This is a genomic window from Gordonia humi, from assembly GCF_014197435.1.
Taxonomy (GTDB): domain Bacteria; phylum Actinomycetota; class Actinomycetes; order Mycobacteriales; family Mycobacteriaceae; genus Gordonia; species Gordonia humi.
The window spans coordinates 3,594,192-3,619,699 of the sequence record NZ_JACIFP010000001.1 but is presented as its reverse complement, the minus strand read 5'-3'; the positions used below and the strand labels follow the sequence as shown (position 1 = coordinate 3,619,699).

Annotated in this window: 23 protein-coding genes; 12 read left to right on the top strand and 11 right to left on the bottom strand. The window is 68.1% G+C overall.

Translation table 11 applies throughout. The annotated features are described in order from the left end of the window. Positions 1 to 19: 19 nt before the first annotated feature. Positions 20 to 955: a dephospho-CoA kinase gene (coaE, locus tag BKA16_RS16625; RefSeq protein ID WP_183371722.1), complete on the top strand. Its 936-nt coding sequence runs from the start codon at positions 20 to 22 to the stop codon at positions 953 to 955. 351 nt (positions 956 to 1,306) lie between these two features. Here the strand turns inward: coaE and BKA16_RS16620 are convergent, their stop codons facing one another. Next, on the bottom strand, positions 1,307 to 1,843 hold the full coding sequence (locus BKA16_RS16620; protein ID WP_183371721.1) for a hypothetical protein: 537 nt from the start codon (positions 1,841 to 1,843) through the stop codon (positions 1,307 to 1,309). Further along, entirely contained in the window at positions 1,843 to 3,513 is a 1,671-nt protein-coding gene (locus tag BKA16_RS16615) for a DEAD/DEAH box helicase (RefSeq protein ID WP_343067481.1), read from the bottom strand. Before BKA16_RS16615 ends, BKA16_RS16620 begins: the two co-directional genes overlap by 1 nt. Positions 3,514 to 3,638: 125 nt before the next feature. Here BKA16_RS16615 and BKA16_RS16610 point away from each other — a divergent pair, with 125 nt between their 5' ends. After that, a complete protein-coding gene (locus BKA16_RS16610; protein ID WP_183371720.1) occupies positions 3,639 to 4,385 on the top strand; it encodes a TetR/AcrR family transcriptional regulator in 747 nt (248 codons plus the stop codon). Between the two features lie 147 nt (positions 4,386 to 4,532). Further along, the gene (locus BKA16_RS16605; protein WP_183371719.1) at positions 4,533 to 6,038 is read left to right on the top strand and encodes an MFS transporter; all 1,506 of its coding nucleotides are present in this window, start codon (positions 4,533 to 4,535) and stop codon (positions 6,036 to 6,038) included. A gap of 66 nt (positions 6,039 to 6,104) precedes the next feature. Here the strand turns inward: BKA16_RS16605 and BKA16_RS23665 are convergent, their stop codons facing one another. From BKA16_RS23665 to BKA16_RS16590, 3 genes are all read right to left on the bottom strand, one after another. Next, the gene (locus BKA16_RS23665) at positions 6,105 to 7,022 is read right to left on the bottom strand and encodes an LppU/SCO3897 family protein (protein WP_221247654.1); all 918 of its coding nucleotides are present in this window, start codon (positions 7,020 to 7,022) and stop codon (positions 6,105 to 6,107) included. A gap of 143 nt (positions 7,023 to 7,165) precedes the next feature. Further along, positions 7,166 to 7,708 (bottom strand): ribonuclease FAU-1 family protein, encoded by a 543-nt coding sequence (locus BKA16_RS16595; protein ID WP_183371718.1) that lies wholly within the window; start codon positions 7,706 to 7,708, stop codon positions 7,166 to 7,168. Between the two features lie 63 nt (positions 7,709 to 7,771). After that, positions 7,772 to 8,206: a Rieske (2Fe-2S) protein gene (locus tag BKA16_RS16590; protein ID WP_183371717.1), complete on the bottom strand. Its 435-nt coding sequence runs from the start codon at positions 8,204 to 8,206 to the stop codon at positions 7,772 to 7,774. A gap of 109 nt (positions 8,207 to 8,315) precedes the next feature. Between BKA16_RS16590 and uvrB the strand changes: the two genes are divergently transcribed. Together uvrB and BKA16_RS16580 are read left to right on the top strand one after the other, a co-directional pair. Then, positions 8,316 to 10,469 (top strand): excinuclease ABC subunit UvrB, encoded by a 2,154-nt coding sequence (gene uvrB / locus BKA16_RS16585; protein WP_183371716.1) that lies wholly within the window; start codon positions 8,316 to 8,318, stop codon positions 10,467 to 10,469. A gap of 160 nt (positions 10,470 to 10,629) precedes the next feature. Beyond that, a complete protein-coding gene (locus BKA16_RS16580; protein ID WP_183371715.1) occupies positions 10,630 to 11,073 on the top strand; it encodes a universal stress protein in 444 nt (147 codons plus the stop codon). Positions 11,074 to 11,146: 73 nt separating this feature from the next. Here the strand turns inward: BKA16_RS16580 and BKA16_RS16575 are convergent, their stop codons facing one another. From BKA16_RS16575 to BKA16_RS16565, 3 genes are all read right to left on the bottom strand, one after another. Further along, complete coding sequence (locus BKA16_RS16575) at positions 11,147 to 13,459, bottom strand: ATP-binding domain-containing protein (RefSeq protein ID WP_183371714.1); 2,313 nt, start codon at positions 13,457 to 13,459, stop codon at positions 11,147 to 11,149. A 93-nt stretch (positions 13,460 to 13,552) separates the two neighbouring features. Then, a complete protein-coding gene (locus tag BKA16_RS16570; RefSeq protein WP_183371713.1) occupies positions 13,553 to 14,332 on the bottom strand; it encodes a DoxX family protein in 780 nt (259 codons plus the stop codon). A 158-nt stretch (positions 14,333 to 14,490) separates the two neighbouring features. Continuing rightward, positions 14,491 to 15,189, bottom strand: coding sequence for an MBL fold metallo-hydrolase (locus BKA16_RS16565; protein ID WP_183371712.1), 699 nt, complete (start codon positions 15,187 to 15,189; stop codon positions 14,491 to 14,493). A 127-nt stretch (positions 15,190 to 15,316) separates the two neighbouring features. On the opposite strand from BKA16_RS16565, the gene uvrA reads away from it, so the two are divergent. From uvrA to BKA16_RS16550, 3 genes are read left to right on the top strand one after another with little or no spacing between them, the layout of a single operon-like run. Next, positions 15,317 to 18,190, top strand: a complete 2,874-nt coding sequence (gene uvrA / locus BKA16_RS16560; protein WP_183371711.1) for an excinuclease ABC subunit UvrA — start codon at positions 15,317 to 15,319, stop codon at positions 18,188 to 18,190. Between the two features lie 38 nt (positions 18,191 to 18,228). Then, complete coding sequence (locus tag BKA16_RS16555) at positions 18,229 to 18,951, top strand: N5-glutamine methyltransferase family protein (RefSeq protein ID WP_343067480.1); 723 nt, start codon at positions 18,229 to 18,231, stop codon at positions 18,949 to 18,951. Positions 18,952 to 18,996: 45 nt separating this feature from the next. Further along, positions 18,997 to 19,950 carry an esterase/lipase family protein gene (locus BKA16_RS16550; protein ID WP_183371710.1) on the top strand — a complete coding sequence of 318 codons (954 nt, stop codon included), beginning with the start codon at positions 18,997 to 18,999 and terminating at the stop codon, positions 19,948 to 19,950. Between the two features lie 87 nt (positions 19,951 to 20,037). Here the strand turns inward: BKA16_RS16550 and BKA16_RS16545 are convergent, their stop codons facing one another. Together BKA16_RS16545 and BKA16_RS16540 are read right to left on the bottom strand one after the other, a co-directional pair. Beyond that, on the bottom strand, positions 20,038 to 20,334 hold the full coding sequence (locus BKA16_RS16545; RefSeq protein WP_183371709.1) for a hypothetical protein: 297 nt from the start codon (positions 20,332 to 20,334) through the stop codon (positions 20,038 to 20,040). A gap of 19 nt (positions 20,335 to 20,353) precedes the next feature. Next, positions 20,354 to 20,755: a DUF1844 domain-containing protein gene (locus tag BKA16_RS16540; protein ID WP_183371708.1), complete on the bottom strand. Its 402-nt coding sequence runs from the start codon at positions 20,753 to 20,755 to the stop codon at positions 20,354 to 20,356. 245 nt (positions 20,756 to 21,000) lie between these two features. On the opposite strand from BKA16_RS16540, the gene infC reads away from it, so the two are divergent. The 4 genes from infC (at position 21,001) to BKA16_RS16520 (ending at position 23,133) form a co-directional block, all read left to right on the top strand. After that, positions 21,001 to 21,567 carry a translation initiation factor IF-3 gene (infC, locus tag BKA16_RS16535; protein WP_343067614.1) on the top strand — a complete coding sequence of 189 codons (567 nt, stop codon included), beginning with the start codon at positions 21,001 to 21,003 and terminating at the stop codon, positions 21,565 to 21,567. A gap of 86 nt (positions 21,568 to 21,653) precedes the next feature. Next, positions 21,654 to 21,848, top strand: coding sequence for a 50S ribosomal protein L35 (gene rpmI, locus BKA16_RS16530; RefSeq protein ID WP_008379957.1), 195 nt, complete (start codon positions 21,654 to 21,656; stop codon positions 21,846 to 21,848). Between the two features lie 36 nt (positions 21,849 to 21,884). After that, positions 21,885 to 22,265, top strand: a complete 381-nt coding sequence (rplT, locus tag BKA16_RS16525) for a 50S ribosomal protein L20 (protein ID WP_183371707.1) — start codon at positions 21,885 to 21,887, stop codon at positions 22,263 to 22,265. A 52-nt stretch (positions 22,266 to 22,317) separates the two neighbouring features. After that, positions 22,318 to 23,133, top strand: coding sequence for a TrmH family RNA methyltransferase (locus BKA16_RS16520; protein ID WP_183371706.1), 816 nt, complete (start codon positions 22,318 to 22,320; stop codon positions 23,131 to 23,133). Positions 23,134 to 23,137: 4 nt separating this feature from the next. Here the strand turns inward: BKA16_RS16520 and BKA16_RS16515 are convergent, their stop codons facing one another. After that, on the bottom strand, positions 23,138 to 25,474 hold the full coding sequence (locus tag BKA16_RS16515; RefSeq protein WP_183371705.1) for a protein kinase domain-containing protein: 2,337 nt from the start codon (positions 25,472 to 25,474) through the stop codon (positions 23,138 to 23,140). Positions 25,475 to 25,508: the final 34 nt, after the last annotated feature.

The window sequence follows — 25,508 nt, the reverse complement described above, 5'->3', positions numbered from 1 at the left end:
GATCTGACACAGTGGAAGCGTGATCAGAATCGGCCTGACCGGCGGCATCGGCGCCGGCAAATCAACCGTCGCCCGGACATTCATCGCCCACGGCGCGTACCACATCGACGCGGACGAGATCGCCCGCGAGGTCGTCGCCGAGGGAACGCCCGGACTCGCGCAGCTCGCGGACGCGTTCGGCGAGGACGTCCTCGACGGTGACGGCGCTCTCGACCGCCCGGCGTTGGCCGCGAAGGCATTCGCCAGCGAGGACAATCGCAAACTCCTCAACTCGATCACCCACCCCCTCATCGGGGCGCGCACCCAGGAGCTGACCGACGCCGCCCCCGAGGACGCGATCATCCTGCACGACGTTCCCCTGCTGGTGGAGGGCAATATGGCGCCGTTCTACCACCTCGTCGTGATGGTCCACGCCGATGCCGACGTCCGGCTGCAGCGCCTCCGCGACTCCCGCGGGATGGACGCCGACGACGCCCGCCGACGTATCGCCGCGCAGGCCTCCGACGACCAGCGACGGGCCGTCGCCGACGTGTGGCTCGACAACTCCGGCACCACCGACGACCTCGCCGCCGCGGCGTTGCGCGCGTGGACTGAGCGGCTGGTCCCGTTCCGGGACAACGTCGGTGCCGGTCGTGCCGTCGATCCCGTGCTGCCCTACACCGCGGACGATCCGGACCGGTCGATCCTCGGCGCGCGCGTCGTCAACCGGTTGTGGGCGCTGGCCGGAGCGGGCGCGCAGAGCATCGAGCACACGGGGACGTCCTCGTCGGACGGCGATCCGGACCGACCGATCCTGGAGATGACCGTGACCGTCGCCGACGACGCGGCCGCCGGCGCACTGGCACGGCCGCTCTCCGTCGGCGGCTTCCCGCCGGTCTCGACCGTCGGCGACGGCCGTGTACACGGCAGCGCCGATCCGGGCCGCGGCGTCCGCGTGACGGTGCGTCCCGCCTGACTCGAATCGCGCAAGTGGGACCTGTGCGCGACTCCGGCGGCCCTGCGAGGCCGGCTCCGCGCACAGGTCTCACTTGCGCGCGACTGCGGGCGCGCCGATCACCTCGCCGCAGAACCGCGGCGTCCGCGGTGGGCCGGTTCGGATCGTGGAGACCATCGGCGGCCGCGTCACGTAGGTCGCGCAGTCGGGGACCGTCGCTCAGTCGGCGGCGACGAGAAGAGTCGTGACCGAAACGGCACGACCGGTGGACGGAACGGTCATCGGGCCGAGTGGCCCGCGGGCGTCATGTCCGACGTGCCCCATGCGGTGGAGAGTTCCATGGGGTCGATCGGACGAATCGGCGGCAGCGGGCTACCGCGCCGTCCAATAGTCCCGCACGTCCAGAGCGGCGATCGGCGTCCACCGTGGCGTCGGACCATTGGAGGGGACCTCGGCGCCGCTCCCCGACAACAGCGTGAACAACGTCGCCGGTTCATGATCGACCAGTGCGGCGACCGCGTACACCGCGGCGAGGACGTGCACGCACATCGTCGTCCGTGCGCGGCAGGAGCAGTCGGCCGCCTCGAGAGCGAGTGCGGGAAGCAGCCCACGCGTGCGCAGCGCGGCGTGCACCGCGTCGTCGGGTTCGGTACGCGACCCCGTCTCCTCGCGGAGCGCGGCGACGGCGCCCGGATCCGGTGCGGCGAACTCCAGGTGTGCGACCGAGGCCTCGGAGCCCCGATGAATGCGCGCGGTGATCTGGCGGCCGCTCCGGTCGAGGGTCACCCCGCCATTGCGGGCGATGCTCCGCGCCCGCGGCGCCGACGTGTTGGGTGTGCGCGCGGAGACGGGTTCGGCGATGCGCACCACATCGCGTCCCCATGCGGTGAATCCGAAATCGGCGCCCATCAGGCCTCCCGGTGTCGTCGAAGGACGTCGAGCAGCCGCTCGTCGTCGAGGGCGGCGAGATCGGACACGATCGACCCGTCGTCGGCGTGGACGCCGAGCATCGCCTTGCGACGGTGCATCGCGTCGATGTGCTCCTCGAGGGTGGTCGCCGTGGTCAGCGTGGTGACGGTGACCGGTCGGTCCTGCCCGATGCGGTGCACGCGGTCGGTGGCCTGGGCCTCGACCGCGGGATTCCACCATCGGTCGAAGTGGACCACGTCGGATGCGCGTGTCAAGGTCAGACCGGAGCCGCCCGCTTTGAGACTCATCACGAGTACGGGTGGTCCGTCGCCCGACTGGAATCGATCGGTGACGACGCCGCGTTCCTCGACCGACAGCCCGCCGTGGAAGAACGGGACGTTCTCACCCACGATCTCGGACGCCGCCGCGGCGAGCATCTCGCCGGTCTGGCGGTACTGGGTGAACACGAGCGTCGGGCGGTCGGCCGCGACGTTGGACTCGAGGATGTCGAGGAGAACGTCGAGCTTTCCGGACCGGCCGAGCTCTCCGGACCGGCCGACGTCGGGCGAGTCCACGGCGCCCGTCAGGTCCGGATGATTGCAGATCTGTTTGAGCGTCGTGAGGACCGCGAGGAGCCGGCCGTGCCGGGCGAGTCCGCTGCCGAAGCCGTCGTCGGCGGCTCGGCGTAGAGCGTCGTCGTATACGCGAGCCTGTTCGTCGGACAGGTCGCACAGGATCGGATTGTCGATCTTCGGCGGCAACGCTCCGGCCGCGTGGTCCTTGGTGCGGGCCAGCATCACCGGGGCGGCCGCGGCTCGGAGCCGACCGATCGCCGCGGTGTCGCCGGAGGCGACGGCCTTGGTGAACCGTCGCCGGAACACCGCGCGCACCGGGAACATCGACGGCGTCACGACCCGCAGCACCGCCCACAGGTCGTCGAGCGAGTTCTCGATGGGGGTGCCGGTCAGCGCGATACGGGCGTCGGCGTCGAGACCGCGAGCCGCGCGAGCGACCTGGGTGCGTGGATTCTTCAACGCGTGGGCCTCGTCGAAGACCGCAGTGGCCCACCGAGTTCTCGCCAGTTCGTCGGCGGACAGCCGCAGCCGCGCGTACGAGACCACCGTGACGCGGTCGGCCAGGTTCGGGGCGAAGCGGGCGATCTCGCGACGCCAGTTCGAGATCAGACTGGTGGGGCAGACCACCAGATGCGGCCCGTCGCCGAGCCGGGACATCGCGACGATGGTCTGCAGTGTCTTGCCCAGTCCCATCTCGTCGGCCAGGAGCGCGCCGCCGTGGACGGCGACGGTGCGCAGCATCCAGGCGACGCCGGCCACCTGATACGGGCGGAGTTCGGCGTCGATGTCGTCGAGCGCCGTGCGGATGGACTCGGCTTCGACGAAGGCGGACCTCGCATAGTCGGCCGAGGTCACCGCGGTGCCGGTCGGATCGACGTCGGCGTGGGCGGCGATCGGCAGTGCGGTCGGCGCTCCGCCCGCGACGAACTCGCGCCAGGCGCTCAGCGACTTCGACGGAGCCTTTCGGTTCGGCAGGCCCGTGACGTCCACGACGTCGCATCGGACATCACGCGCGGCGAGCGCACCGTCGACGGGAGTCGCCAGACGGACGACGGTGGATCGTTTCGGATCGTCCGGGCGATGTGACGCCCACACGGCGAACTGATGGAGATCGGGCAGATACGTGACTTCGAGACTCAGGACTCGTCCTTATCGCCAGTTCGATGTTGTACGTTGTACGGAGTACGCGCACAGTGTACATAACGCGGAGAAGAGGTGCCATGACGCCCGAGGACGAGGCTCGCGCGCTGGTGCGGCTGTTGTGGCGGGGGCGGGGTGCGGATTCGACAGCCGCGAAGAAGGGGCCGAGGCAACGCTTCACCGTCGACGACGTGGTCGATGCCGCGGTCCGTCTCGCCGACGACCGCGGGTTGACGGCGGTCACCGTGCGAGCCCTCGCGGCACAGTTGGGAGTGAGCGCGATGAGCGTCTACACCTATGTGCCGACCCGCGAGGTGCTGGTCGGACTCATGGTCGACGCGGTCGCACTGCGGACGCCGGTTCCGAGGGCGGTCGGCGACCTGCGGGCGGATCTGGCCGCGGTGGTCCGCGCACGGCGTGAGGAGTATCTGACGCATCCGTGGCTCATGGACGTGTCCGGGTGGCGTGATGTGCTCGGCCCCGGGCGGCTCCGCCGGTACGAGACGCAGCTGACGCTGTTCGAAGGGCTGCCGATCGACGACGTCGAACGCGACGCTCTCGTGACGCTGCTGGAGTCGTATGCCGCGGGCAGCGCCCGCAGTGCGCTCGGGGCGGAGGCGGTCGGAGCGATGAGCGATGCGCAATGGTGGCAGGTGGTCGGCCCCGAACTGGCGTCGGTCATGCCCGCGTCGGAGTTCCCGCTGGCCGGGAGAGTGGGCACGGCGGTCGGCGAGCGCTACGAGGCGCCCGGCAGCGGTGTCGACGGTTTCGAGATCGGCCTCGCCGTGCTGCTCGACGGTGTTTCGTCGCGAGTGGGCGGTTTGTGACCGAACCGTCGAACAGCGACGGAGACTCGTTCCGCATCCATCGGAATATTCGTGAATCACACATAGTCGCACGGCATTTCGGAAATAGCGGGAGTGTCGAAGGTGTTGCCCGAATAGAGTGCGGTCGTCTGTGTAAAGCTGAAATTCATGTCGAATGTTCAACGGAACGATCAAACGACGCGATTGTTCAGCAGGGCCTCGCAGGGGCTCGCAGAATCGAGGCTGCGCGCCCTCGCGGCTCTGATCCGCCGTAAACCACCGCTGACGGAGGAATCCATCACCGTCGTCGACCAGCCGATGCTCAAGCGGGCGATCACCGCTTCGGCGCTCGGCAACACGATGGAGTGGTTCGACTTCGGTGTGTACGGCTACCTCGCCGCGACGCTCGGAAAGGTCTTCTATCCGGACGCCTCGTCGAGTGCGCAGCTGCTGGCGACTTTCGCCACCTTCGCCGCGGCATTCGTCGTCCGACCGCTCGGCGGTCTCTTCTTCGGTCCGCTCGGCGACAAGATCGGACGGCAGAAGGTCTTGGCCGCCACCATGATCATGATGGCGGTCGGCACCTTCCTCGTGGGCTGCATCCCGTCGTACGCCAGCATCGGCATCTGGGCGCCGATCCTCCTGCTGATCGCCCGCATGGTGCAGGGGTTCTCGACGGGCGGGGAGTACGGGGGTGCGACGACGTTCATCGCCGAGTACTCGCCGGACCGTCGCCGCGGCTTCCTGGGCAGCTGGCTCGACTTCGGCACGTTCGTCGGCTATTCGCTCGGTTCGCTGACGGTCACCGTGCTCAACGGCTGGCTCGGCGAGGAGGCGATGATCGACTGGGGCTGGCGCATTCCGTTCTTCATCGCGGGCCCGATGGGGCTGATCGGTCTGTACCTGAGGATGAAGCTCGAGGACACCCCCGCCTTCCGCAAGCAGCTCGACGACCACGAAGCGAAGATGAAGCAGAACGAGAGCGCGGGCCGGGAGATCGGCACCATCTTCGTCCGCTTCTGGCGGCCGCTCCTGATCTGCATCGGTCTGGTCCTTCTCTACAACGTGACCAACTACATGATCACCGCGTATCTGCCCACGTACTTCACCGATGTGATCGGACGCAGTCAGCTCAGCGCCGATCTCCTGGTTCTCGCGTCGATGGTCGTCGTGGTGCTGATCATCGTCGGCGTCGGCGCCCTCAGCGACAAGATCGGGCGTCGCCCGGTGTTCGCCTTCGGAGCCGTCATGCAGATCATCGTCGCGGTCCCGTGCTTCATGCTGTTCCGCTCGGAGGGCATCTGGGCGCCCGCCGTGGCGTGTGTGGTGTTCGGTGTCGTGCTGGCGTGCTTCGCGGCTCCGACCGCGTCCACGCTGCCCGCGCTGTTCCCGACGTCCGTGCGCTACGGTGCGCTGTCGATCGGCTTCAACATCGCGGTGTCGGCGTTCGGCGGTACGACGCCGCTCTACACCGAGGCGATCGTGAAGGCCACCGACAACACACTGGTGCCCGGTTTCATCCTCATGGTCAGCGGAGTGATCGGCCTGGTCGCGGTCAAGTATCTGAAGGAGTCGGCGGGGCTGCCGCTCAACGGTTCGCCGCCGCAGGTCGACACCACCGACGAGGCCGCCGAGACCTATGCCGATGCGAAGGAGGCCGCGCTCGTCGGCTGAGGCGCATCGTACGACGAAGGCCGGCCCCCAGTTCGGAACTGGGGGCCGGCCTTCGCCGTATCGGTGCTACTGCCAGTAGGCGCCGTCGCCGAGGATGCGGGCGCAGAACCCGATCTCACGGGCGGGATCGGACTCGATCTTCGCGGCCAGCACCTGATCCTGCTCGGGGTCCGTGCAGTTGGGAACCGTCTTCGAGTCGACGCGCTCGGTGATCTTGAAGACGGTCTTCGAGATCGTCGACTCTTCGGTGCACGCGACGGTCTCGAGTCCGAGGCCGACGCTGAACGACGACTCGCTGTAGCACTCGCCCTTGCGGAAGTTCGGCATCAGGCACAGGACGTCGTCGCTGGCCGCCGAACCGTACTCGGTCACGTAGTAGCTCAGACCGGCCGCGACGCACGCGTCCTTGTCGGCGAGCTTCGCGCCCACGATGAACGACACGGTGCTCGTGTCGTCGCACTCGATCGCCTTGGTCTCGACGTTCATGCCCTCGGCCTCGGTGACATCGATGCAGGAGCCCACGGCCGTCGACTTCACCGACTTCCCGTCGTCCTTACTCCACGGCGACCAGACGAACAGGGCGACGATCAGCACGACGACGAGCGCGGCCACACCGAGGACCGCTCGGGTGATGGTCTGGCCGGTGCCGTTTCCCGGCGGCGGCGTGGCCGGGTAGCCGGGAGTCCCGGGAATCGGTGCGTACCCGCCGGTCGGCGGTTGTCCGCCGCCCTGCTGGGGCTGACCGTAGGCCGGGGGCTGACCGTAGCCCTGCTGCGGCGGCTGACCGTGGCCCTGGGGCTGCTGCTGACCGTAGGCGGGTTGCTGCTGCGCGCCGGTCTGGCCCTGAGCCGGAGGCTGTTGCTGCGGGGTCTGCTGACCGTAGGTCGGGTACTGGCCGTCACCGGCATTCGGGCTGAACGGATTGCCCGCGTTGTTCGGCTGTTCCGGCCGGCCGGTCCCGCCGGGTGGGGGAGGCGTCGTCATCGTCGATCCACTTCCTGTGAGGAGCGTGAGAAATGTCGATGAATTTTTGCACAGTGATCAGGTCGCTGCATGCGGTGGTGTCATCTGATCGAGCTAGAAGTCGGTTTCGCTGGAGCGCCCGCCGGGACTCGGACCGGCCAGTCTCAGCGCCGATCGAGCCAGGTGAGGTGCTCGCCGACCTGTGCGTCGAGCCATGCCGACACGTCGCCCGCGGCCGTCGCGCCGGTGAGGGCGCGTGCCGAGATCGACACCGCCTCTTCGCATTCGGCGGTGGTCAGCAGGCCGACGGCGTGGGCGGCGAAGATCTCGTCGACGTCGATCAACTGCAGCGGCCGATCGGCCTCGTCGACCAGGTCCAGGTACCAGTCGACCGAATGCCACCGTCCGTGCTCGTCGGGGCCGTGGAAGCGGCCGACGTCGAGGTAGAGGCACTGGTTCGGCCGGTAGCCACCGGTGAAGTGAAAGACGTTGGCGCGCAGGCCGAGGGCGGGAAGCAACCATACTTCGAGGTGGGAGAAGCGCGGATGGTCGGCTGTGCGCGACATGTAGAGTCCGTACGCGGTCTCCCGGTAGTCGTCGACCGGGCGCACGAATCCCTTGTTGTCGGTGTTCGTCATCGCCGGGACGTCGAAGACCTCCGTCTTCGGCGGGTGGACATGGGCCGCGGCGTTGCCGGGAGCAGTCATGGCTCGACTCTAACGCCTCGCGCGCGACCCGCGGCCGGGATCCGGCGCCCCGGCCCGGGGAGCCTAGGCCCGTACGACGTCGGCGTCCCGCACCTGTACCCGCACCGGCGTCAGACCCGTGGTCGCCGGGCCCTGGACGAGCGAGCCGTCGAGTCCGAACTCGCTGCCGTGACACGGACAGACGAGGTCGCCGTCCTTCGGAGCCACCGCGCACCCCATGTGCGGGCACGTCGTCGAGAACGCCTCGAACGTTCCGGCGACAGGCTGCGTCACGACCACGTCGCCGACGACCACACCGCCGCCGACCGGGACCTTCGCCGTCGGTGTGAGCGCCGTACCGGACGAGGTGTCCGCGGCCGGGGCGTCCGATGCCGGGGCGTTCGAATCGTTGCCGCCGCAGGCCGCAGCGCCGAGCGCGACGGCTGTGATCGGCGCTGCGACGAGGACGGTGCGGCGGGCGAGGCTCGGTGACGCGGGTGCGGGCGCGAGGTCGGGCATGGGATCTCCTGACGAACGGGGCTGACGGTCGGTCGGGGTCCATTGCAGCACTAGAACCTGGTGATCGGCTGGGAATGGAATTGTCGGTGGCACGTTCTACCCTGATGTCATGGCATTTCCCGCGGAGAAACCCGTCATCGCGCATTCGGAGTTCCGTCCGGTCGGCGACATCGAGCGGACCGACGGCACCTTCGAGGTCGTCAGCGAGTACGAACCGGCGGGCGATCAGCCGACGGCGATCGCCGATCTCGAACAGCGACTCACGGCGGGGGAGAAGGATATCGTCCTGCTCGGCGCGACCGGCACGGGCAAGTCGGCGACCACCGCGTGGCTCATCGAGCGAGTGCAGCGACCGACGCTCGTGATGGCGCCGAACAAGACGCTCGCCGCGCAGTTGGCGAACGAACTGCGGGAGATGCTGCCCAACAACGCGGTCGAGTACTTCGTCTCGTACTACGACTACTACCAACCTGAGGCGTATATCGCCCAGACCGACACGTATATCGAGAAGGACAGCTCGATCAACGACGACGTCGAGCGGCTCCGACATTCGGCGACGTCGAATCTGCTGTCGCGTCGAGACGTGGTCGTGGTCGCGTCCGTCTCGTGCATCTACGGTCTGGGTACGCCCCAGTCGTATCTGGACCGGTCGATCGAGATGAGCGTCGGGGAGACCATCGATCGCGATGCGCTGCTCCGACTCCTCGTCGACGTGCAGTACACCCGCAACGACATGTCGTTCACCCGCGGCGGATTCCGGGTGCGCGGAGACACCGTCGAGATAATCCCGTCGTACGAGGAGCTGGCGGTGCGGATCGAGTTCTTCGGCGACGAGGTCGAAGCGCTCTATTATCTGCACCCGCTGACCGGCGACGTCGTTCGCCAGGTCGACAATCTGCGCATCTTCCCGGCCACCCACTACGTCGCGGGCCCCGAGCGCATGGAGAAGGCCATGGCGAGCATCGAGAAGGAACTCGAGGAACGCCTCGCCGACCTGGAGGCGAAGGGTAAGCTGCTCGAGGCGCAGCGGCTTCGGATGCGCACCACGTACGACTTGGAGATGATGCGCCAGGTCGGCTTCTGCTCGGGTATCGAGAACTACTCGCGGCACATCGACGGGCGCGGCCCCGGGTCGGCGCCCGCGACGCTGATCGACTACTTCCCCGACGACTTCCTTCTTGTGATCGACGAGTCGCATGTGACGGTGCCGCAGATCGGCGCCATGTACGAGGGCGACATGTCGCGTAAGCGCAACCTCGTCGAATTCGGCTTCCGGCTGCCGTCGGCCGTCGACAACCGACCACTCACCTGGGACGAGTTCGCCGACCGCATCGGACAGACCGTCTATCTGTCGGCGACACCGGGCGCCTACGAGCTCGGGCAGTCGGGCGGCGAGTTCGTCGAACAGGTGATCCGACCGACCGGTCTGCTCGACCCAGAGATCGTCGTCAAACCGACGAAGGGGCAGATCGACGACCTCGTCCACGAGATCCGGGAACGCACCGACCGCGACGAGCGCGTTCTGGTCACCACACTCACCAAGAAGATGTCCGAGGACCTCACCGACTACCTCCTCGAACTCGGGATCCGCGTCCGGTACCTGCATTCGGAGGTCGATACCCTCCGTCGTGTCGAACTCCTCCGGCAGCTCAGGTCGGGGGAGTACGACGTACTCGTCGGCATCAACCTCCTGCGCGAGGGACTCGACCTGCCCGAGGTGTCGCTGGTCGCGATCCTCGACGCCGACAAGGAGGGCTTCCTGCGCTCCACCACATCGCTGATCCAGACGATCGGTCGCGCGGCGCGCAACGTGTCCGGTCAAGTCCACATGTACGCCGACAAGATCACCGACTCGATGCAGAACGCGATCGACGAGACCGAGCGTCGGCGCGCGAAGCAGATCGCCTACAACAAGGAGGCGGGCGTCGACCCGCAGCCGCTGCGGAAGAGGATCGCCGACATCCTCGACCAGGTGTACGCCGAGGCGGACGACTCGGTGGAAGTCGGCGGCTCCGGCCGCAACGCCAGCCGTGGACGCCGCGCCCAGGGCGAGGTGTCGAAGTCGGTGAGCTCCGGCGTCTACGAGAAGCGCGACACATCGGCGATGCCGCGCGCGGAGCTCGCCGAACTGGTGCAGTCGCTCACCGATCAGATGATGAACGCGGCGCGCGATCTGCAGTTCGAGCTCGCCGGTCGTCTTCGCGACGAGATCGCCGATCTGAAGAAGGAACTGCGAGGAATGGACGCGGCTGGCATCAAGTGACGCGGCTTTCATCGTCGTACGCACTGAATTCTCTGTGACAGTGGGTACGAACCAGCACAGATTGGGTATCGGGACAGGGTATGTTCGGTGACGGAAATGGGTTCGCGCGCCACACCGGTCGCGGCCGGACCCGATGACAACACCTGGAGGGAACTCACACATGAGCGGATACTCGACCATCGTGGTCGGCACCGATGGGTCGGAATCGTCGCTGAAGGCAGTCGAGCGGGCCGGCGCGATCGCCGGTGACGCGACCGTCGTCATCGCGTGCGCCTACTTCCCGAACGACGGCAAGGCGGCCGCCGGGGCCTCCGACACCTTGCGCGACGAGGCCTACCAGGTGATGGGATCCTCGCCCACCGAAGAGATTCTGCGTACCGCGAAGGAGCATGCCCTCGGCGCGGGCGCCACCACCGTCGTTCAGCGGGCGGTGCAGGGCGCGCCGGTCGACGCGCTTCTGCAACTCGTCGTCGACGTCCAGTCGGACCTGCTCGTCGTGGGCAACCGCGGTCTCAACTCGATCGCGGGCCGGCTGCTCGGTTCGGTGCCCGCGGACGTCGCCCGCAAGGCCGCCTGCGACGTTCTGATCGTTCACACCACCTAAGGGTCGGCCGTCGAGCGGAGTCGAGACCTCGGGGTCTCGACTCCGCTCGACGCGTCTGCGGCCCCGATGCGTGTCAGACGGGGTGGGGCATGTCCGCCAGGTCCGGCGGCAGCGCCTTCGCATGGATCACGACGAGCCGTTGCGTCGCACGCGTCAATGCGACGTAGAGGTCGTTGTAGCCGCGTGGCGACTCGGCGACGAGGTCGGCGGGTTCGACGAGGACCACCGAGTCGAACTCGAGCCCTTTGGCCGCGGTGATCGCGTGGACGGACACGTCGCAGCCGAGCCCGACGAGGCGTTCGCGGAGGCCGTCGGCGGTCTCGTCCGAGGCGATGACGGTGGTCAGTCCATGCCAGTCGTGACCGGCCACCAGCGCGGCCACGGCTTCGGCGGGATCGCCGGCGGACACCGCGTACGGCTCGATCCCGTTGGACCGCAACGACGTCGGCGGCTCCTGATCGGGGTCGATCCAGGCGAGCACGCGGTTGGCGTAGTGAGTGATCTCCGCGGGCGTGCGGTAGTTGACGGTCAGCTCGTGCAGGCGCCACCGGTGTGCGACGTACGGCTCGAACACCTCGCGCCAGGACGTGCTGCCCGCCGCGTCGCCGGTCTGAGCGGTGTCGCCGATGACAGTCATCCAGCGGTTCGGGATACGACGCATCACCATGCGCCACGCCATGGACGACAGCTCCTGCGCCTCGTCGACGATCACGTGCCCGAACGTCCAGGTGCGGTCCTCGTAGGCGCGCTCCGCAGTGGTCCGACGTTCGGTGTGGACCTGTCGTTCGGCGAGTTGCTCGGCGTCGATCAGGTCGTAGGCCATCAGGATCTCGGGATCGAGTTCGTCCTCGAGGTCCTGTGGCGCCGATCCGGTCAGGATGTCGAGGGCGTCCTGCGCCTCGGTGAGCTGCTGGCGCCAGCGCGCCTGATTGATTCGGTCGGCCTCGTCCGTGCGATAGCCGATGAGCTCGGCGAGTTCGTCGAGGAGGGGAACGTCGCCCGGGGCGAGATCCGCGTCGCCGCGAAGGGGACGCGCCGGTCGGTACAACGCCGCGCGGTCGGCGTCGGTCCACCCGCGCGTCGACTTCCGCAGGAATGTCGGGTCGTCGTACAGGTCGCGGAGCACGCCCTGGGGAGTCAGCGTGGGCCAGAACTCGGTCAGCGCCTCGACGACGTGCGGATCGGCTTCGAGTTCGGCGCGAATGTCCTCCAGATCGGCCGCCGTGAGCAGCTGGGAGCCGTCGAGTTCGCTGGACCCGATACGTCGGGAGTGAACGGCGGCCAACTCGTCGAGTGCGGCGCGTAGGAATGCGCGCTGCGCCAGATTGTGTGCGCGGCGGGTCGATCGTGCGTGCGCTCGCGCGACCTTGATGGTCTCGGCGTCGATGGGGAGCTCATAGCCGTCGAAGTGTGTGACCAATCCCTTGCCCGGCAACGACTGTCGGCCGCGTACGGCGGCGCGCAGCACGTTCAGCATGCGCTGGTCGCCCTTGATGGCGGTCGCCTCGCGGGAGTCGTGACCGCGTGCGGTGACGTCGGGGAATAGATCGGCGACGGTGGAGAGCAGGACGCCGGTCTCGCCGAGGGACGGCAGAACCTGCCCGATGTAGGAGAGGAAGTCTTCGTTGGGGCCCAGGATCAGCACACCGCTGCGCGAGAGCAGATCGCGGTGCGTGTACAGCAGATATGCCGCGCGATGCAGGGCGACGGCGGTCTTGCCGGTGCCGGGTCCGCCCTGGACCACCAGGACGCCGCGGTGGACGGACCGGATGATCTCGTCCTGCTCGCGTTGAATGGTCTCGACGATGTCGGTCATCTCGCCGGTGCGCGCCGCGTTCAGCGCATCCACCAACGCCGACTCGTTGACCACATTCGCTCCGGTGGCGTCGTCGTCGATCTTCCCGGACAGCAGGTACTCGTCCGACACGCTGCGCACCGCTCGTGAGCGGGTGCGGATGTGACGGCGACGCTCGACGTCTTCGGGTGCGGCGGGCGTGGCGAGGTAGAACGGCCGCGCCAGCGGTGCGCGCCAGTCCAGGAGCAGAGTGGTGTCGCGGTCGTCGTCGTCGAGGATGCCGATCCGGCCGATGCGTCGGATCTCGTCGTCGTCGGCGGCGTCGGTCATGTCGAGTCGACCGAAGTACAGGTTGTGCTCGGCCGCGTCGATCTTGGTCAGCTCGTCGCTGTACATCCGCTCGTACGATTCGCGTTCGGACAGCGCCTGCGGGGTTCCCGCGGACTCTCGGAGCGTCTCGTTCAGGCGACGACGCGTCGTCGTGCGCATCCGGTCGAGGCGGGAATAGACGGCATCGAGGTGCACCTGCTCTTCGGACAGACGAGGGTCCGGAGCAGCATCTTCAGTGGAATGGGGGTGTGGCGCGCTCACAGTCGTTCCATATTACCGGCGTCTGCACGATGGCGTCGGGGCCACGACCGAGCACCGCTCGGTCGTGGCCCCGACGTCGATTCGTGCGCAGAGTCAGGCGGTGAGCTGCTTACGCAGTCGAGAGACTCGTCGGGTGGCCTTCTTCCCCGACTCCTCGGCGAGCTCACGCGCCCGCGTCGCGGCGTCAGGTGCCCGGTCGGCGATCTCCGATGCCAGAGACTCCGCGTGGTCCCGCACCGAGTCGATGACGCCCGGAGCGCGGTCGGCCACGGTGGAGGCCACGTCGTAGGCCTGCGACCGCGCGGCGTCGGCGTAGTGTGCCGCACGATCGGCGACGGCGTCGACCGGTAGACGATCGGCGACGTCGTGCGCCCAGTGCTCGGCGCGGTCGGCGGCCTCGTTCAAACGGTGCGACGACTCGGAGCGGCTGGGCAGCGCGTCGGCCACAGCGTCTCGTGTCCGGACGAGGCCACGGCGGCCACGCCAGCCGAGCGAGGGTCGGCCCTCGGTGTCCGCGGACGCCAGGAGCGCTCCGCCCAACAGTCCGATGTTCTTGACGAACTCGGTCTGCTTGGCGCTCTTACGCGCCGGATCGGACTCGTTCCAGAAGTCGCTGGCGAACACGGTGGTCGGGACCAGGGTTCCGGCGAGCACCGTCGACGCGAGACGAGGAGCCTTTCCCACGGCGAGCGCGACGCCCGCACCGACCTGTACGACACCGGCGGCCCTGATGACCGTCTCGGTGTTCGCGGGCACGGAGTCGAGCAACGGCTCCGCGGTGCGTGCGGGGCCGGACGGGGACCGGACGGCCTCGACGCCGGAGGTGATGAACGCAACGCCGAGAAGCGGTCGGGCGATTCGTCGAAGAATCATGGTGAATACCTTTCGTCTCGTCGAACAGGACGACACCGCGTGCGCCGAACTACCGCTGTCGGTACGAACGCGCCGTCGAGGTCGACCTTACTGGGACTGATGAGTCCGATAGGAGACGGCCGACAGCGGCCGTCCCCGGACACCGGCGGACCGGCGGGTCACCAGCCGCGGGCGCGCCACTCCGGCAGACCGGGGCGCTCGGCGCCCAGCGTCGTGTCCTTGCCGTGGCCCGGGTAGACCACGGTGTCGTCGCCGTAGCGGCCGAAGAACTTGGTCTCGACGTCGCCGAGGAGGATTTCGAAGTCGCCCGGCTGCCAGGTCTTTCCGACACCGCCGGGAAAAAGGGTGTCGCCGGTGAAGAGGTGGACGCGACCGGACTGCTCGGTGAGGGCCAGGGCCACGGAGCCGAGCGTGTGGCCGACGATGCCGATCACGTCGAGCGTCAGCTCGCCGACGACCACGGTGTCGCCGTCGGACAGGAGCCGGTCGGCGGTCACCGGGAGGTCGCCCGCATCGGCGGTCCCCACGGCGTGGGGGACGGCGAGTCCGGTGCTCACCTCGTCGAGCGCCTGCCAGTGGTCGAAGTGGCCGTGGGTCGTGACGATCTGTTTGACGGTGCCGGGGATCTGTTCGGCGAGGTCCAGCAGCACCCCCGCATCGTTCGCGGCGTCGATCAGCAGCGCGTCGCCAGTGGCCTTGTCGGTGACGACGTAGACGTTGTTGTCCATCGGACCGACGGACAGCTTCACGACCGTGGCGTTGTCGAGATCGCGGCGCTGCGCCTTGTTCTGCTGGTCGTCGCCGTCGGGGGAGACGTTGCCGGTGTACTCGTCGGAGACTGTGATCTGCTGCGTCATACCCCTACGTTAGCTGTCGGGTCCGACACTGCGGGGCGGCTCCGGGGCGACGCTCGCCGAGAATTGTCGGAGGGTCCGCGTACTCTGTCGACCTGGGGGAAACAGATGTCAGATGTGAGGAAGAGTAGTGGTTGATCGGCTCATCGTCCGTGGCGCGCGCGAGCACAATCTGCGTGGTGTCGACGTCGACCTGCCTCGAGACTCGCTGATCGTGTTCACCGGCCTGTCGGGGTCGGGCAAGTCGTCGTTGGCCTTCGACACGATCTTCGCCGAGGGCCAACGGCGGTATGTGGAATCGCTGTCGGCGTACGCGCGGCAGTTCCTCGGTCAGATGGACAAACCGGATGTCGACTTCATCGAGGGCCTGTCGCCCGCGGTGTCGATCGACCAGAAGTCGACCAACCGCAATCCGCGGTCGACGGTCGGCACGATCACCGAGGTCTACGATTACCTGCGCCTGCTCTACGCACGCGCGGGCACGGCGCACTGTCCGGTGTGCGGGGAGCGGATCGAACGGCAGACACCGCAGCAGATCGTCGACCAGATCCTCGCGATGGACGAGGGCACGCGATTCCAGGTTCTCGCGCCCGTCGTGCGCACACGAAAAGGCGAGTTCGTCGACCTGTTCGCCGAACTCCAGGTGCAGGGCTTCGCCCGCGCGCGCATCGACGGCGTCGTCCACCAGCTGTCCGATCCGCCGAAGCTCAAGAAGCAGGAGAAGCACGACATCGACGTCGTGGTCGACCGCCTCGTCGTGAAGCCGTCGGCCAAGCAGCGACTCACCGACTCGATCGAGACCGCGCTGCGGCTGGCCGACGGGATCGTGGTCCTCGACTTCGTCGACCTCGACGAGGACGACGCGGAGCGCGAACGACGCTTCTCCGAGAAGATGGCCTGCCCGAACGCGCATCCGATCGCGATCGACGATCTCGAGCCGCGCGCGTTCTCGTTCAACTCGCCGTACGGCGCCTGCCCGTCATGCGACGGTCTCGGTGTCCAGAAGGAGGTCGACGAATCGCTCGTCGTCCCCGACTCGGACAGCACACTGCGTGACGGCGCCATCGCACCGTGGTCGAGCGGGCACAACGCCGCGTACTTCCTCCGTCTGATGGAGGGACTCGGCGACCAGATGGGCTTCGACGTCGACACTCCCTGGAACGAGTTGCCGCGCAAGGCACGTAACGCGTTGCTCAACGGCTCGGACCACCAGGTCCACGTCCGCTTCAAGAATCGGTACGGACGCGTCCGCTCGTACTACACCGAGTTCGAAGGCGTCATGGCGTTCCTGTCGCGTCGCGCCGACGCCACCGAGTCCGAACAGATGAAGGACCGCTACGAGGGGTACATGCGCGATGTGCCGTGCCCGGCGTGCAGCGGCACCAGACTGCGTCCGGAGATCCTCGCGGTGACGCTCGACAATCCGACCCACGGAACCAAGTCGATCGCCGATGTCACGTCGTTGTCGGTGGCCGAGTGCGCCGAATACCTCGACGGCCTCGCCCTCGGCGAGCGTGAGGCGGCGATCGCCGGTCGGGTCCTCAAAGAGGTCCAGGCGCGCATCCGATTCCTGCTCGACGTCGGACTCGAGTACCTGTCGCTCTCGCGCGCCGCGGGCTCGCTGTCGGGCGGCGAGGCGCAGCGCATCCGGCTGGCGACCCAGATCGGCGCGGGTCTGGCCGGCGTCCTGTACGTGCTCGACGAGCCGTCGATCGGTCTGCACCAGCGAGACAACCGCCGACTCATCGACACGCTCGTGCGCCTGCGGGACCTGGGCAACACGCTGATCGTCGTCGAACACGACGAGGACACCATCCGGGCCGCCGACTGGATCGTCGACATCGGACCGCGTGCCGGCGAGCACGGCGGCCGGGTGGTGCACAGCGGCGACTACGCCGGGCTGCTCGCCAGCGAGACCTCGTTGACAGGCGCCTACCTGTCCGGGCGCGAGAGCCTCGAGGTGCCTGCGATCCGCCGTCCCGTCGACAAGAAACGGCAGGTCACGGTCGTCGGAGCGCGGGAGAACAATCTGCGCGGCATCGACGTCTCGTTTCCCCTCGGTGTGCTCACCGCGGTGACCGGCGTCTCCGGGTCGGGTAAGTCGACGCTGGTCAACGACATCCTGGCGACAGTTCTGGCGAACAAGCTCAACGGCGCCCGCCAGGTGCCCGGTCACCACACGCGGATCAAGGGCCTCGAACACCTCGACAAACTGGTGCAGGTGGACCAGTCGCCGATCGGCCGCACGCCGCGATCGAACCCAGCCACGTACACGGGCGTGTTCGACAAGATCCGCACCCTGTTCGCCGCCACCACGGAGGCCAAGGTGCGCGGCTATCAGCCGGGACGCTTCTCGTTCAACGTCAAGGGCGGACGCTGCGAGGCGTGCATGGGCGAGGGCACCATCAAGATCGAGATGAACTTCCTGCCCGACGTGTACGTCCCGTGCGAGGTGTGTCATGGCGCCCGCTACAACCGCGAGACGCTCGAAGTGCACTACAAGGGCAAGACCATCGCCGAGGTGCTCGACATGCCGATCGAGGAGGCCGCCGAGTTCTTCGAGCCGGTCACCTCCATCCACCGGTACCTCAAGACCCTGGTCGACGTCGGGCTCGGCTACGTCCGGCTCGGACAGCCGGCCCCGACCCTGTCCGGCGGTGAGGCGCAGCGAGTCAAGTTGGCCGCCGAACTGCAGAAGCGATCGACCGGGCGCACCGTCTACATCCTCGACGAGCCGACCACAGGTCTTCACTTCGAGGACATCCGCAAGCTGCTGCTGGTGATCAACGGGCTCGTCGACAAGGGCAACACCGTGATCGTCATCGAGCACAACCTCGACGTCATCAAAACGGCCGACTGGATCATCGACATGGGACCCGAGGGCGGCAGTGGCGGTGGCACCGTCGTCGCACAGGGCACACCGGAAGCGGTTGCGGCCGTTCCTGATTCGCACACCGGTGGATTCATCGCCGAACTCCTGCCCGCCGTGGAGGAGGCCGGCTGATCGACGCCCTCGTCGCCGAGCTGAGGTCCGCGGGCTGTGTGTTCGCGGACGACGAGGCGCGCGTCCTCCGTCGGTGGGCGTCGGATGCCGCCCAGCTCGCCGCGTGGGTGCGACGGCGGACCGGCGGCGAGCCGCTCGAGCACATCGTCGGCCGTGTCGAGTTCGCCGGATTGGATCTGCGAGTCGGACCCGGAGAGTTCGTGCCCCGACAACGGTCGCTCCTGCTGGCCGATGTCGCGACCGACCTCGTCGCCGGGCGTCGGGGTGTGTTCGTCGAGGCGTGCTGCGGAGTCGCCCCGATCGGCGCGGTGATCGCGGATCGTCGTCCCGAGGTGTGGATCGTTCTGACCGACTCCGACGCCGCGGTGCTCGAACACGCTCGGCGCAATGTGGTGGGCGCCGCCGTATGCCGCGGGGAGCTTCTCGACGCGGTGCCGATCCGGATGCGGCGGAGCGTCGCGGTGATCGCCGCGGTCGCCCCGTACGTGCCCGACGACCAGGCCGGTCTCCTCCCGGCGGAGGCCGTCGAGCATGAGCGACCGCACGCCCTGTTCGGTGGATGGGACGGACTCGATGTGATCCGTCGTCTGTTGGTCGAGGCGGTGGACGTCGTGGCGCCGAACGGGGCCGTCGCCCTGGAGATGCATCGGAGTCAGGCCGACGCCGCGGCGCGGATCGCCGAGGGCGTCGGATTCTCCCCGAGCGTCGTCCTCGGCGACGACGGCCAGACCGCCGTTCTGGTCGCCGCCACGAGTGCATGACCGGATCGGCGTGCGGGAGGGCGGTCGTGGACTACCGTGACTGATATGAGACGTTCGCTGACATCGAAGATCGCCGCCGTCGCGGCCGCGGCGGCTCTGTGCCTCACCGGTCTCGTCACAGCTCCGGCGACTGCGACGCCGATCACCTACGACTTCATGGACGGCATCCGGGCCGAGCTCGCGAATCCCGGAGGCTCGTTGCCCGGCACGAACGACTTCGACTGTGCGCCGCCCGCCGAGCATCCGCGACCGGTCATGCTCGTCCACGGGACCGGCGGGGGCCGCCAGACGAACTGGGCCACATTGGCCGCCGTCCTGGTCCGTGAGGGCTACTGCGTGTTCGCACCGACCTACGGTGCGCTCGGCAAGCCGTGGCCGGCGTCGGCGATCGGCGGACTCGGTCCCAAGGTCGACAGCTCGTGGGAGGTGAAACGCTTCGCCGACCGTGTCCTCGCGGCGACGGGATCGGAGAAGCTCGACGTGATCGGCCACTCGCAGGGCACCGAACATCCGACGTACTGGATGAAGTACCTCGGTGGGGCGCGCCATGTGAACGCCTACATCTCCCTGGCTCCGTACTGGAAGCAGGGTCCCGACGCCGACGACTCCATCGGCGGTCGGATCGCCTGGTTCCGCGACCTGCTCGGTGCACAGGCGCCCGACGAGTCCGACTGCCCGGAATGCACGCCTGCACCGGCCGACCTCGACTTCAACCGTGCGGTGCGACTCCCGACGCCGTATCTGCCGGGCGTGCACTACACGAACATCGTCACCGAGCACGACACGATCGTCACGCCGTACAGCTCCGGCATCCTCGCCGGGCCTGCGGGTACCGACGTCCGCAACATCACCGTCCAGGACGGCTGCGCGAAGGACCATTCCGACCACATGTCGATCGTCGCCAACCGGCGCAGTGCCGCGCTGGTCCTCAACGCGCTCGATCCGACGCACCCCCGGCCGGTGCCATGCATCGCGGTTCCGCCGTTCACCGGGGCGTGAGGCGACGCTGAATGGACTTCGGCACTCGCTACGACTTCCACGGTCGTCGCGAGTGCCGAAGTGCTGGGCGAAACGAGGCTCTCTGTTCTAGAGGCCCATCGACCTGCGGATCTCGTCGAGCTTCGACTTGGCCGCCTCGTCCCGCTTGGCCATCGCCTCGTCGAGTTCGGCAGCCGCCGTGCCCGTCTCCGCCAGCACCTGGCCCCCGTCGGCGGTGGCCGTACGGTGTTCGATCTTGTCGCGCACGAAGTCGAAGGTCGGTACGCCGCTCTCGGTGTAGCCGGTGACGTCTTCGATCGACGGGGCCGCCACGGTCGGCGTGACGTCGGGCGACGGCACGATCTCGGCGTCGATGGGCGGCAGGTCGTCGCTGGCGGAGGTCATGGCGTCCAGGGTAGTCCGCTCAGGCCTTCACCGGGCCGGTGAACTTCTCACCGGGGCTCTCGCCGGGCTCGTCCGGATAGGCCGAGGCCTCGCGGAACGCGAGCTGGAGGGCCTTGAGCCCGTCCAGAATCGGCTTGCGGTGCAGACCGAGGTCGGCCGACGCCGCGGTCACCAGCCCGGCCAGCGCGTGGATCAGGGCGCGGGCCTCGGGCAGGTCCTTGTGCTCCTCCTCGCCGCCGGCCTCGGGGCCGATCTTCTCGGCCGCCGCACTCATCAGCATCACCACGGCACGGGTGGTCACCTCGACGGCGGGAATGGTGGCGAGTTCGCGGACGTTCTCGTCTGTGGAACCTCCCGGTGCGACGTGCGCATGCGAGTCGTCGGGGGAGGGACTGCCGGTCGAATAGGAGTTAGCGCTCACGCCTGTTAGACTTTCACAGCATGACCGCTCCGGGTGACTCCGGGGTAGCAAGAGGAACGTCGAGTCCCACCGTACGACGCAGGTCCCGCAGGGGAAGGCAGTTGTCCGGTTCCGGTCACACCGTCGCGAGACGACGGGGCGTAGCAGCGAGCACGAGTTCGCCGCTGAGGCCCTGCGCGCGACGGTGTTCGTCGGTCTCGATCTCCTCGAGCTGCCAGTTCTTCTGGCCGGCCACGTGAGTACACATTTATCGAGGAGGCCACATCAGCACTGAAACCCGCATCAACGAGCGCATCCGCGTTCCCGAGGTTCGTCTCGTCGGACCCGGGGGAGAGCAGGTGGGCATCGTGCGTGTTGAAGATGCGCTCCGCCTGGCTTACGAAGCCGATCTGGACCTGGTCGAGGTCGCGCCCGACGCGCGACCGCCGGTGTGCAAGATCATGGACTACGGCAAGTTCAAGTACGAGGCGGCGCAGAAGAAGCGCGAGTCGCGCCGTAACCAGCAGATGACCGTCATCAAGGAGCAGAAGCTCCGCCCGAAGATCGACGACCACGACTACGAGACCAAGAAGGGTCACGTCGTCCGATTCCTCGAAGCGGGATCCAAGGTGAAGGTCACGATCATGTTCCGCGGACGTGAGCAGTCACGTCCGGAACTGGGATTCCGTCTGCTTCAGCGGCTCGGCAACGATGTCGCAGAGTACGGCTTCGTCGAGACCTCGGCGAAGCAGGACGGCCGCAACATGACCATGGTCCTGGCCCCTCACAAGGGCGCGAAGACTCGGGCCAAGGCCCAGCAGGCGCCCGAATAGGACCACAGCAAGAACTCCGCACTCGCGGACTCCGACCAGCACCGGTGCGCCGGTGCGGGTGGAGTTCGCCCGAATGAAGGAAAACCATGCCGAAGAGCAAGACCCACAAGGGCACCGCGAAGCGTTTCAAGGTGACCGGCAGCGGCAAGATCGTCCGTGAGAAGGCGGGCAAGCGCCACCTCCTCGAGCACAAGTCGTCCCGCGTGACCCGTCGCATGAGCGGCACCGAGGTCGTGAGCGAGAACGACGCGCCGCGCATCAAGCGCCTGCTCAACCGCTGATCTTCCCCTGAAACGACGTATAAGGACTACTGACTAATGGCACGTGTGAAAAGGGCCGTCAACGCCCAGAAGAAGCGCCGCTCCACGCTCGAGGCATCGAAGGGCTACCGCGGCCAGCGGTCGCGCCTGTACCGCAAGGCCAAGGAGCAGCAGCTCCACTCGATGACCTACGCGTACCGTGACCGCCGCCAGCGCAAGGGCGACTTCCGCAAGCTGTGGATCACTCGCATCAACGCCGCGGCGCGCGCGAACGACATCACCTACAACCGCCTCATCCAGGGGCTGAAGCTCGCGGGTGTCGAGGTCGACCGCAAGGTCCTCTCGGACATCGCGATCACCGACCCGGCGGCCTTCACCGGCCTCGTCGAGGTCGCTCGCGCCGCGCTGCCGGCCGACGTCAACGCCCCGGCAGCCTGACCGGTTCCGAATTGACGCGTGATATGACTTCGCCCGCAGCGCGGAGCGAGGCATGATCGACAATCGACCCGCGACGGACGTTCTCACCGAACGTTCGTCGCGGGTCGTCTCGTTGGCGAAACTTCATCGAGCGTCCGTCCGCCGCGCCGAGAACCGGTTCCTGGCCGAGGGATTCAACTCGGTCGACGCGGCGCTGGCCACCGGGCGGGCGAGCGCGTTGCTGGTGCGCGACACCGACACCGAACGTCACGCCGACCTCGTCGCACGGGCGATCGAGGTCCGCCTGCCGGTGTTCCGGGTCACCGAGCGTGCCGCGTCGAAGCTGTCCGAGACCACGACGCCGCCGGGAGTCTTCGCCGTATGCGAACTCGTGACGACCACACTCGACGAGGTGCTCGCGACGTCGCCGGGATTTCTGGTGGTGGCGGTGGAGCCGCGCGAGCCGGGCAATGTCGGCACGCTGACCCGCTGCGCCGATGCGATGGGGGCCGATGCCGTGATCCTGCTCGGCGACGCCGTGGACCCGCACAACGCGAAGTGCGTGCGCGCATCCGCCGGAAGCGTCTTCCACGTCCCGCTGGTGCGCGAGAGCGATGTCGATGCTGCTCTGAAGCGCGTCCGGTCGGCGGGAATCGGAGTCATCGCGACGGCCATGGACGGCGAGTTGCTGCTCGACGACGCCGATGAGGCTCTCGCCCTGCCGCATGCGTGGCTGTTCGGCAACGAGGCGCACGGATTGTCCGAGCAGGTCCTCGCCGATGCCGACCACCGGTTGTCCATCCCGATCCGCGGGCGAGCGGAAAGCCTCAATCTCGCCGCCGCAAGCGCGATCTGCCTGTACGCGAGCTCCCGCGTACGCAACCGTTGACGGCTCAGAAGGCGACCTTGACCGGTGCGGTGCTCTTGTCGCTGGGAGCCTGCGGGCTTCCCAGCTGTCCCGAGGAGTTCAGACCCCAGCAGTAGACGTCGTCGCCCGTCCGAGCACAGGTGAGACTGGTGCCGGTGGCGACGTACCGGACGTCGCTGAGCGCCGCGACCGTGGTCGGCGAACCGACCGCTGTGTTCTCATCCGAGGAACCGTTCCCGACCTGGCCGAACTTGTTGTTGCCCCAGCACTGGACCTTGTCGTCGCCGTCGACCGCACAGAAGGTCGCGACGTCGACCGCGACCTGTTTGACGTCGGAGAGACCGGACACCTGGCGCGGGGTCTGGACCGTCTCCGAACCCGACGGCTGGCTGCCCCAGCAGTAGGTGTCGCCGTCGGACACCGCGCATGTGTAGTAGTTCAGGGTCAGCTTGTCGTCACTGTCGGTGTACGACGAGGCGCCGACGGCGAGCGAGGTGACCTCGCCCAGACCGTTCACCTTGACGGGGGTGTTGCGCACCGCTGTGCTGCCGTCGCCGATCTGGCCGTCGCGGTTGTCGCCCCAGCAGTAGACGTCCTTGTCGGCGACGGCGCACACGGTGCCGTTGGCGGCCGACACCTGGGTCACGTCGTGCAGCCCGGGGATCTTGGCGGGGCGGGTCACACGTTCGGAGGTGTCCCCGGTGCCCAACTGGCCGAACTCGCCGTTGCCCCAGCAGTACAGTTCGGCGTCGGCGATCGCACACGACGAACCCATGCTCACGGCCACCGCGGTGACTCCCTCGAGGTCGCCGACCTTCACCGGCGCCGTCTTGTCGTCGGTGGAGCCGTCGCCGATCTGACCGTAGTGGTTCGCACCCCAGCAATACGCCGAGCCGTCGACGGCCGCACAGGTCGTGGTCACGTAGTCGTCGCCCTCGGTCTTGTAGGTGCCCAGCGCGACCGCGGTCACACCGGTGAGCGCACCGACCTTCGTCGGAGCATTCCGCGACGTGGTGGTCCCGTCGCCGAGCTGACCGCTCGAATTGTCGCCCCAGCAGTACAGGTCGTCGTCGTGGACCGAGCAGACGGAGCCGAACGACATCGCGATCGTCTGGTAATACGACTTCGCCGGCGCCTCGTCGGACGAGGACGGCCACCACAGCGGCGCGGTGCCGCCGACGGCGATGACCGCGACCGCGGCGATCGCCAGGGCGATGAACAGCCCTCGCCTGGATCGGCGCGGCGGCGGCCCGGGCACGCCGCCCGGCGCCCACGGTCCGCTCGGCGGCACGCCCGGGCCGCCGGGGCCGAATCCCGGCTGCTGCGGATTGGACGCGTATGCGGGTTGCGACACGACCCCCGGATACGGTGTGCCGCCCGGTCCGGACATCGGTGCCGGCGTCTGCGGGGGATACTGCTGTGCGACGGGCACGGGTGTGAAGCCCGGGTTCGACGGCGCGGGCCCCGGTGCAGGCGTGAAGTGCTGCGGCGGGGCGGGCGTCGGTGCGACGGTGGTCGAGGTTCCGGCCGCGGTCTGGGCGAACGCTCGTCTGAGCTCGGCGGCGAAGGCGCGGCAGTCGGGGTAGCGCGCGGCGGGATCCTTGGCCATCGCACGCGCCAGGACCGGTCCCAGAGGCGCCAGGTCCGGCCGTGCCTGTCCGAGGGGAGGCGGCGGCTTCTGGACGTGGGCCATCATCAGCGCCGTCGCGGTGTCCGCTTCGAACGGTGCGTGACCGGTCAGGACCTGATACGTGGCGCAGGCGAGTGAGTACTGATCGGATCGTCCGGTGGCCGACTGTCCGGAGATGATCTCGGGTGCGGTGTACGCCATGGTCCCGACGACGGAGTTCATGGCGGTGAGTTGCGGAGAGTCGGCGAGTTTCGCGATGCCGAAGTCGAGGATCACGGCGCGGGCCAGAGCGCCGTCGTTGTCGCGGGTGATGACGATGTTGGCGGGTTTGATGTCGCGGTGGACGATGCCACGGTGGTGGGCGTAGTCGAGTCCCTCGGCCACCTGCGAGACGGCCTGGACGGTCTCGACGGGCGTGAGTCGGGTGGAGGCCATGTCGGGCCCGTCGAGGTAGCTCATGGTGAACCAGGGCAGACCGCCGTCCTGGTCGGCGACGCCGTACCCGTGGACGGTGATGATGCTCGGATGGTCGAGCGACGCCGCGGTGCGTGCTTCGTTGGCGAAGCGCTGCTGGAAGTCCGGGTTCGAGGCTCCGGCCACCGAGATCACCTTCATCGCCTCGTTGCGTTGAAGCTGCGTGTTCTCGACGACGTAGACGTCGCCCATGCCGCCGGAGCCGAGTAGTGAGACCACTCGGTATCCGGCGATGACCGATCCGGGCTGGGCAGACATGACGGGATCCTCTCGGACGGCGACTGCGATCGGA

Excerpts from the sequence above, each read along its gene's own strand:
- BKA16_RS16620 (WP_183371721.1), bottom strand. The coding sequence starts at position 1,843 with ATGGGCGCCGATTTCGGATTCACCGCATGGGGACGCGATGTGGTGCGC.
- BKA16_RS16610 (WP_183371720.1), top strand. The coding sequence starts at position 3,639 with ATGACGCCCGAGGACGAGGCTCGCGCGCTGGTGCGGCTGTTGTGGCGG.
- BKA16_RS16605 (WP_183371719.1), top strand. The coding sequence starts at position 4,533 with ATGTCGAATGTTCAACGGAACGATCAAACGACGCGATTGTTCAGCAGG.
- BKA16_RS23665 (WP_221247654.1), bottom strand. The coding sequence starts at position 7,022 with ATGACGACGCCTCCCCCACCCGGCGGGACCGGCCGGCCGGAACAGCCG.
- BKA16_RS16595 (WP_183371718.1), bottom strand. The coding sequence starts at position 7,708 with ATGACTGCTCCCGGCAACGCCGCGGCCCATGTCCACCCGCCGAAGACG.
- BKA16_RS16590 (WP_183371717.1), bottom strand. The coding sequence starts at position 8,206 with ATGCCCGACCTCGCGCCCGCACCCGCGTCACCGAGCCTCGCCCGCCGC.
- uvrB (WP_183371716.1), top strand. The coding sequence starts at position 8,316 with ATGGCATTTCCCGCGGAGAAACCCGTCATCGCGCATTCGGAGTTCCGT.
- BKA16_RS16580 (WP_183371715.1), top strand. The coding sequence starts at position 10,630 with ATGAGCGGATACTCGACCATCGTGGTCGGCACCGATGGGTCGGAATCG.
- BKA16_RS16570 (WP_183371713.1), bottom strand. The coding sequence starts at position 14,332 with ATGATTCTTCGACGAATCGCCCGACCGCTTCTCGGCGTTGCGTTCATC.
- BKA16_RS16565 (WP_183371712.1), bottom strand. The coding sequence starts at position 15,189 with ATGACGCAGCAGATCACAGTCTCCGACGAGTACACCGGCAACGTCTCC.
- BKA16_RS16550 (WP_183371710.1), top strand. The coding sequence starts at position 18,997 with ATGAGACGTTCGCTGACATCGAAGATCGCCGCCGTCGCGGCCGCGGCG.
- BKA16_RS16545 (WP_183371709.1), bottom strand. The coding sequence starts at position 20,334 with ATGACCTCCGCCAGCGACGACCTGCCGCCCATCGACGCCGAGATCGTG.
- rpmI (WP_008379957.1), top strand. The coding sequence starts at position 21,654 with ATGCCGAAGAGCAAGACCCACAAGGGCACCGCGAAGCGTTTCAAGGTG.
- rplT (WP_183371707.1), top strand. The coding sequence starts at position 21,885 with ATGGCACGTGTGAAAAGGGCCGTCAACGCCCAGAAGAAGCGCCGCTCC.
- BKA16_RS16520 (WP_183371706.1), top strand. The coding sequence starts at position 22,318 with ATGATCGACAATCGACCCGCGACGGACGTTCTCACCGAACGTTCGTCG.
- BKA16_RS16515 (WP_183371705.1), bottom strand. The coding sequence starts at position 25,474 with ATGTCTGCCCAGCCCGGATCGGTCATCGCCGGATACCGAGTGGTCTCA.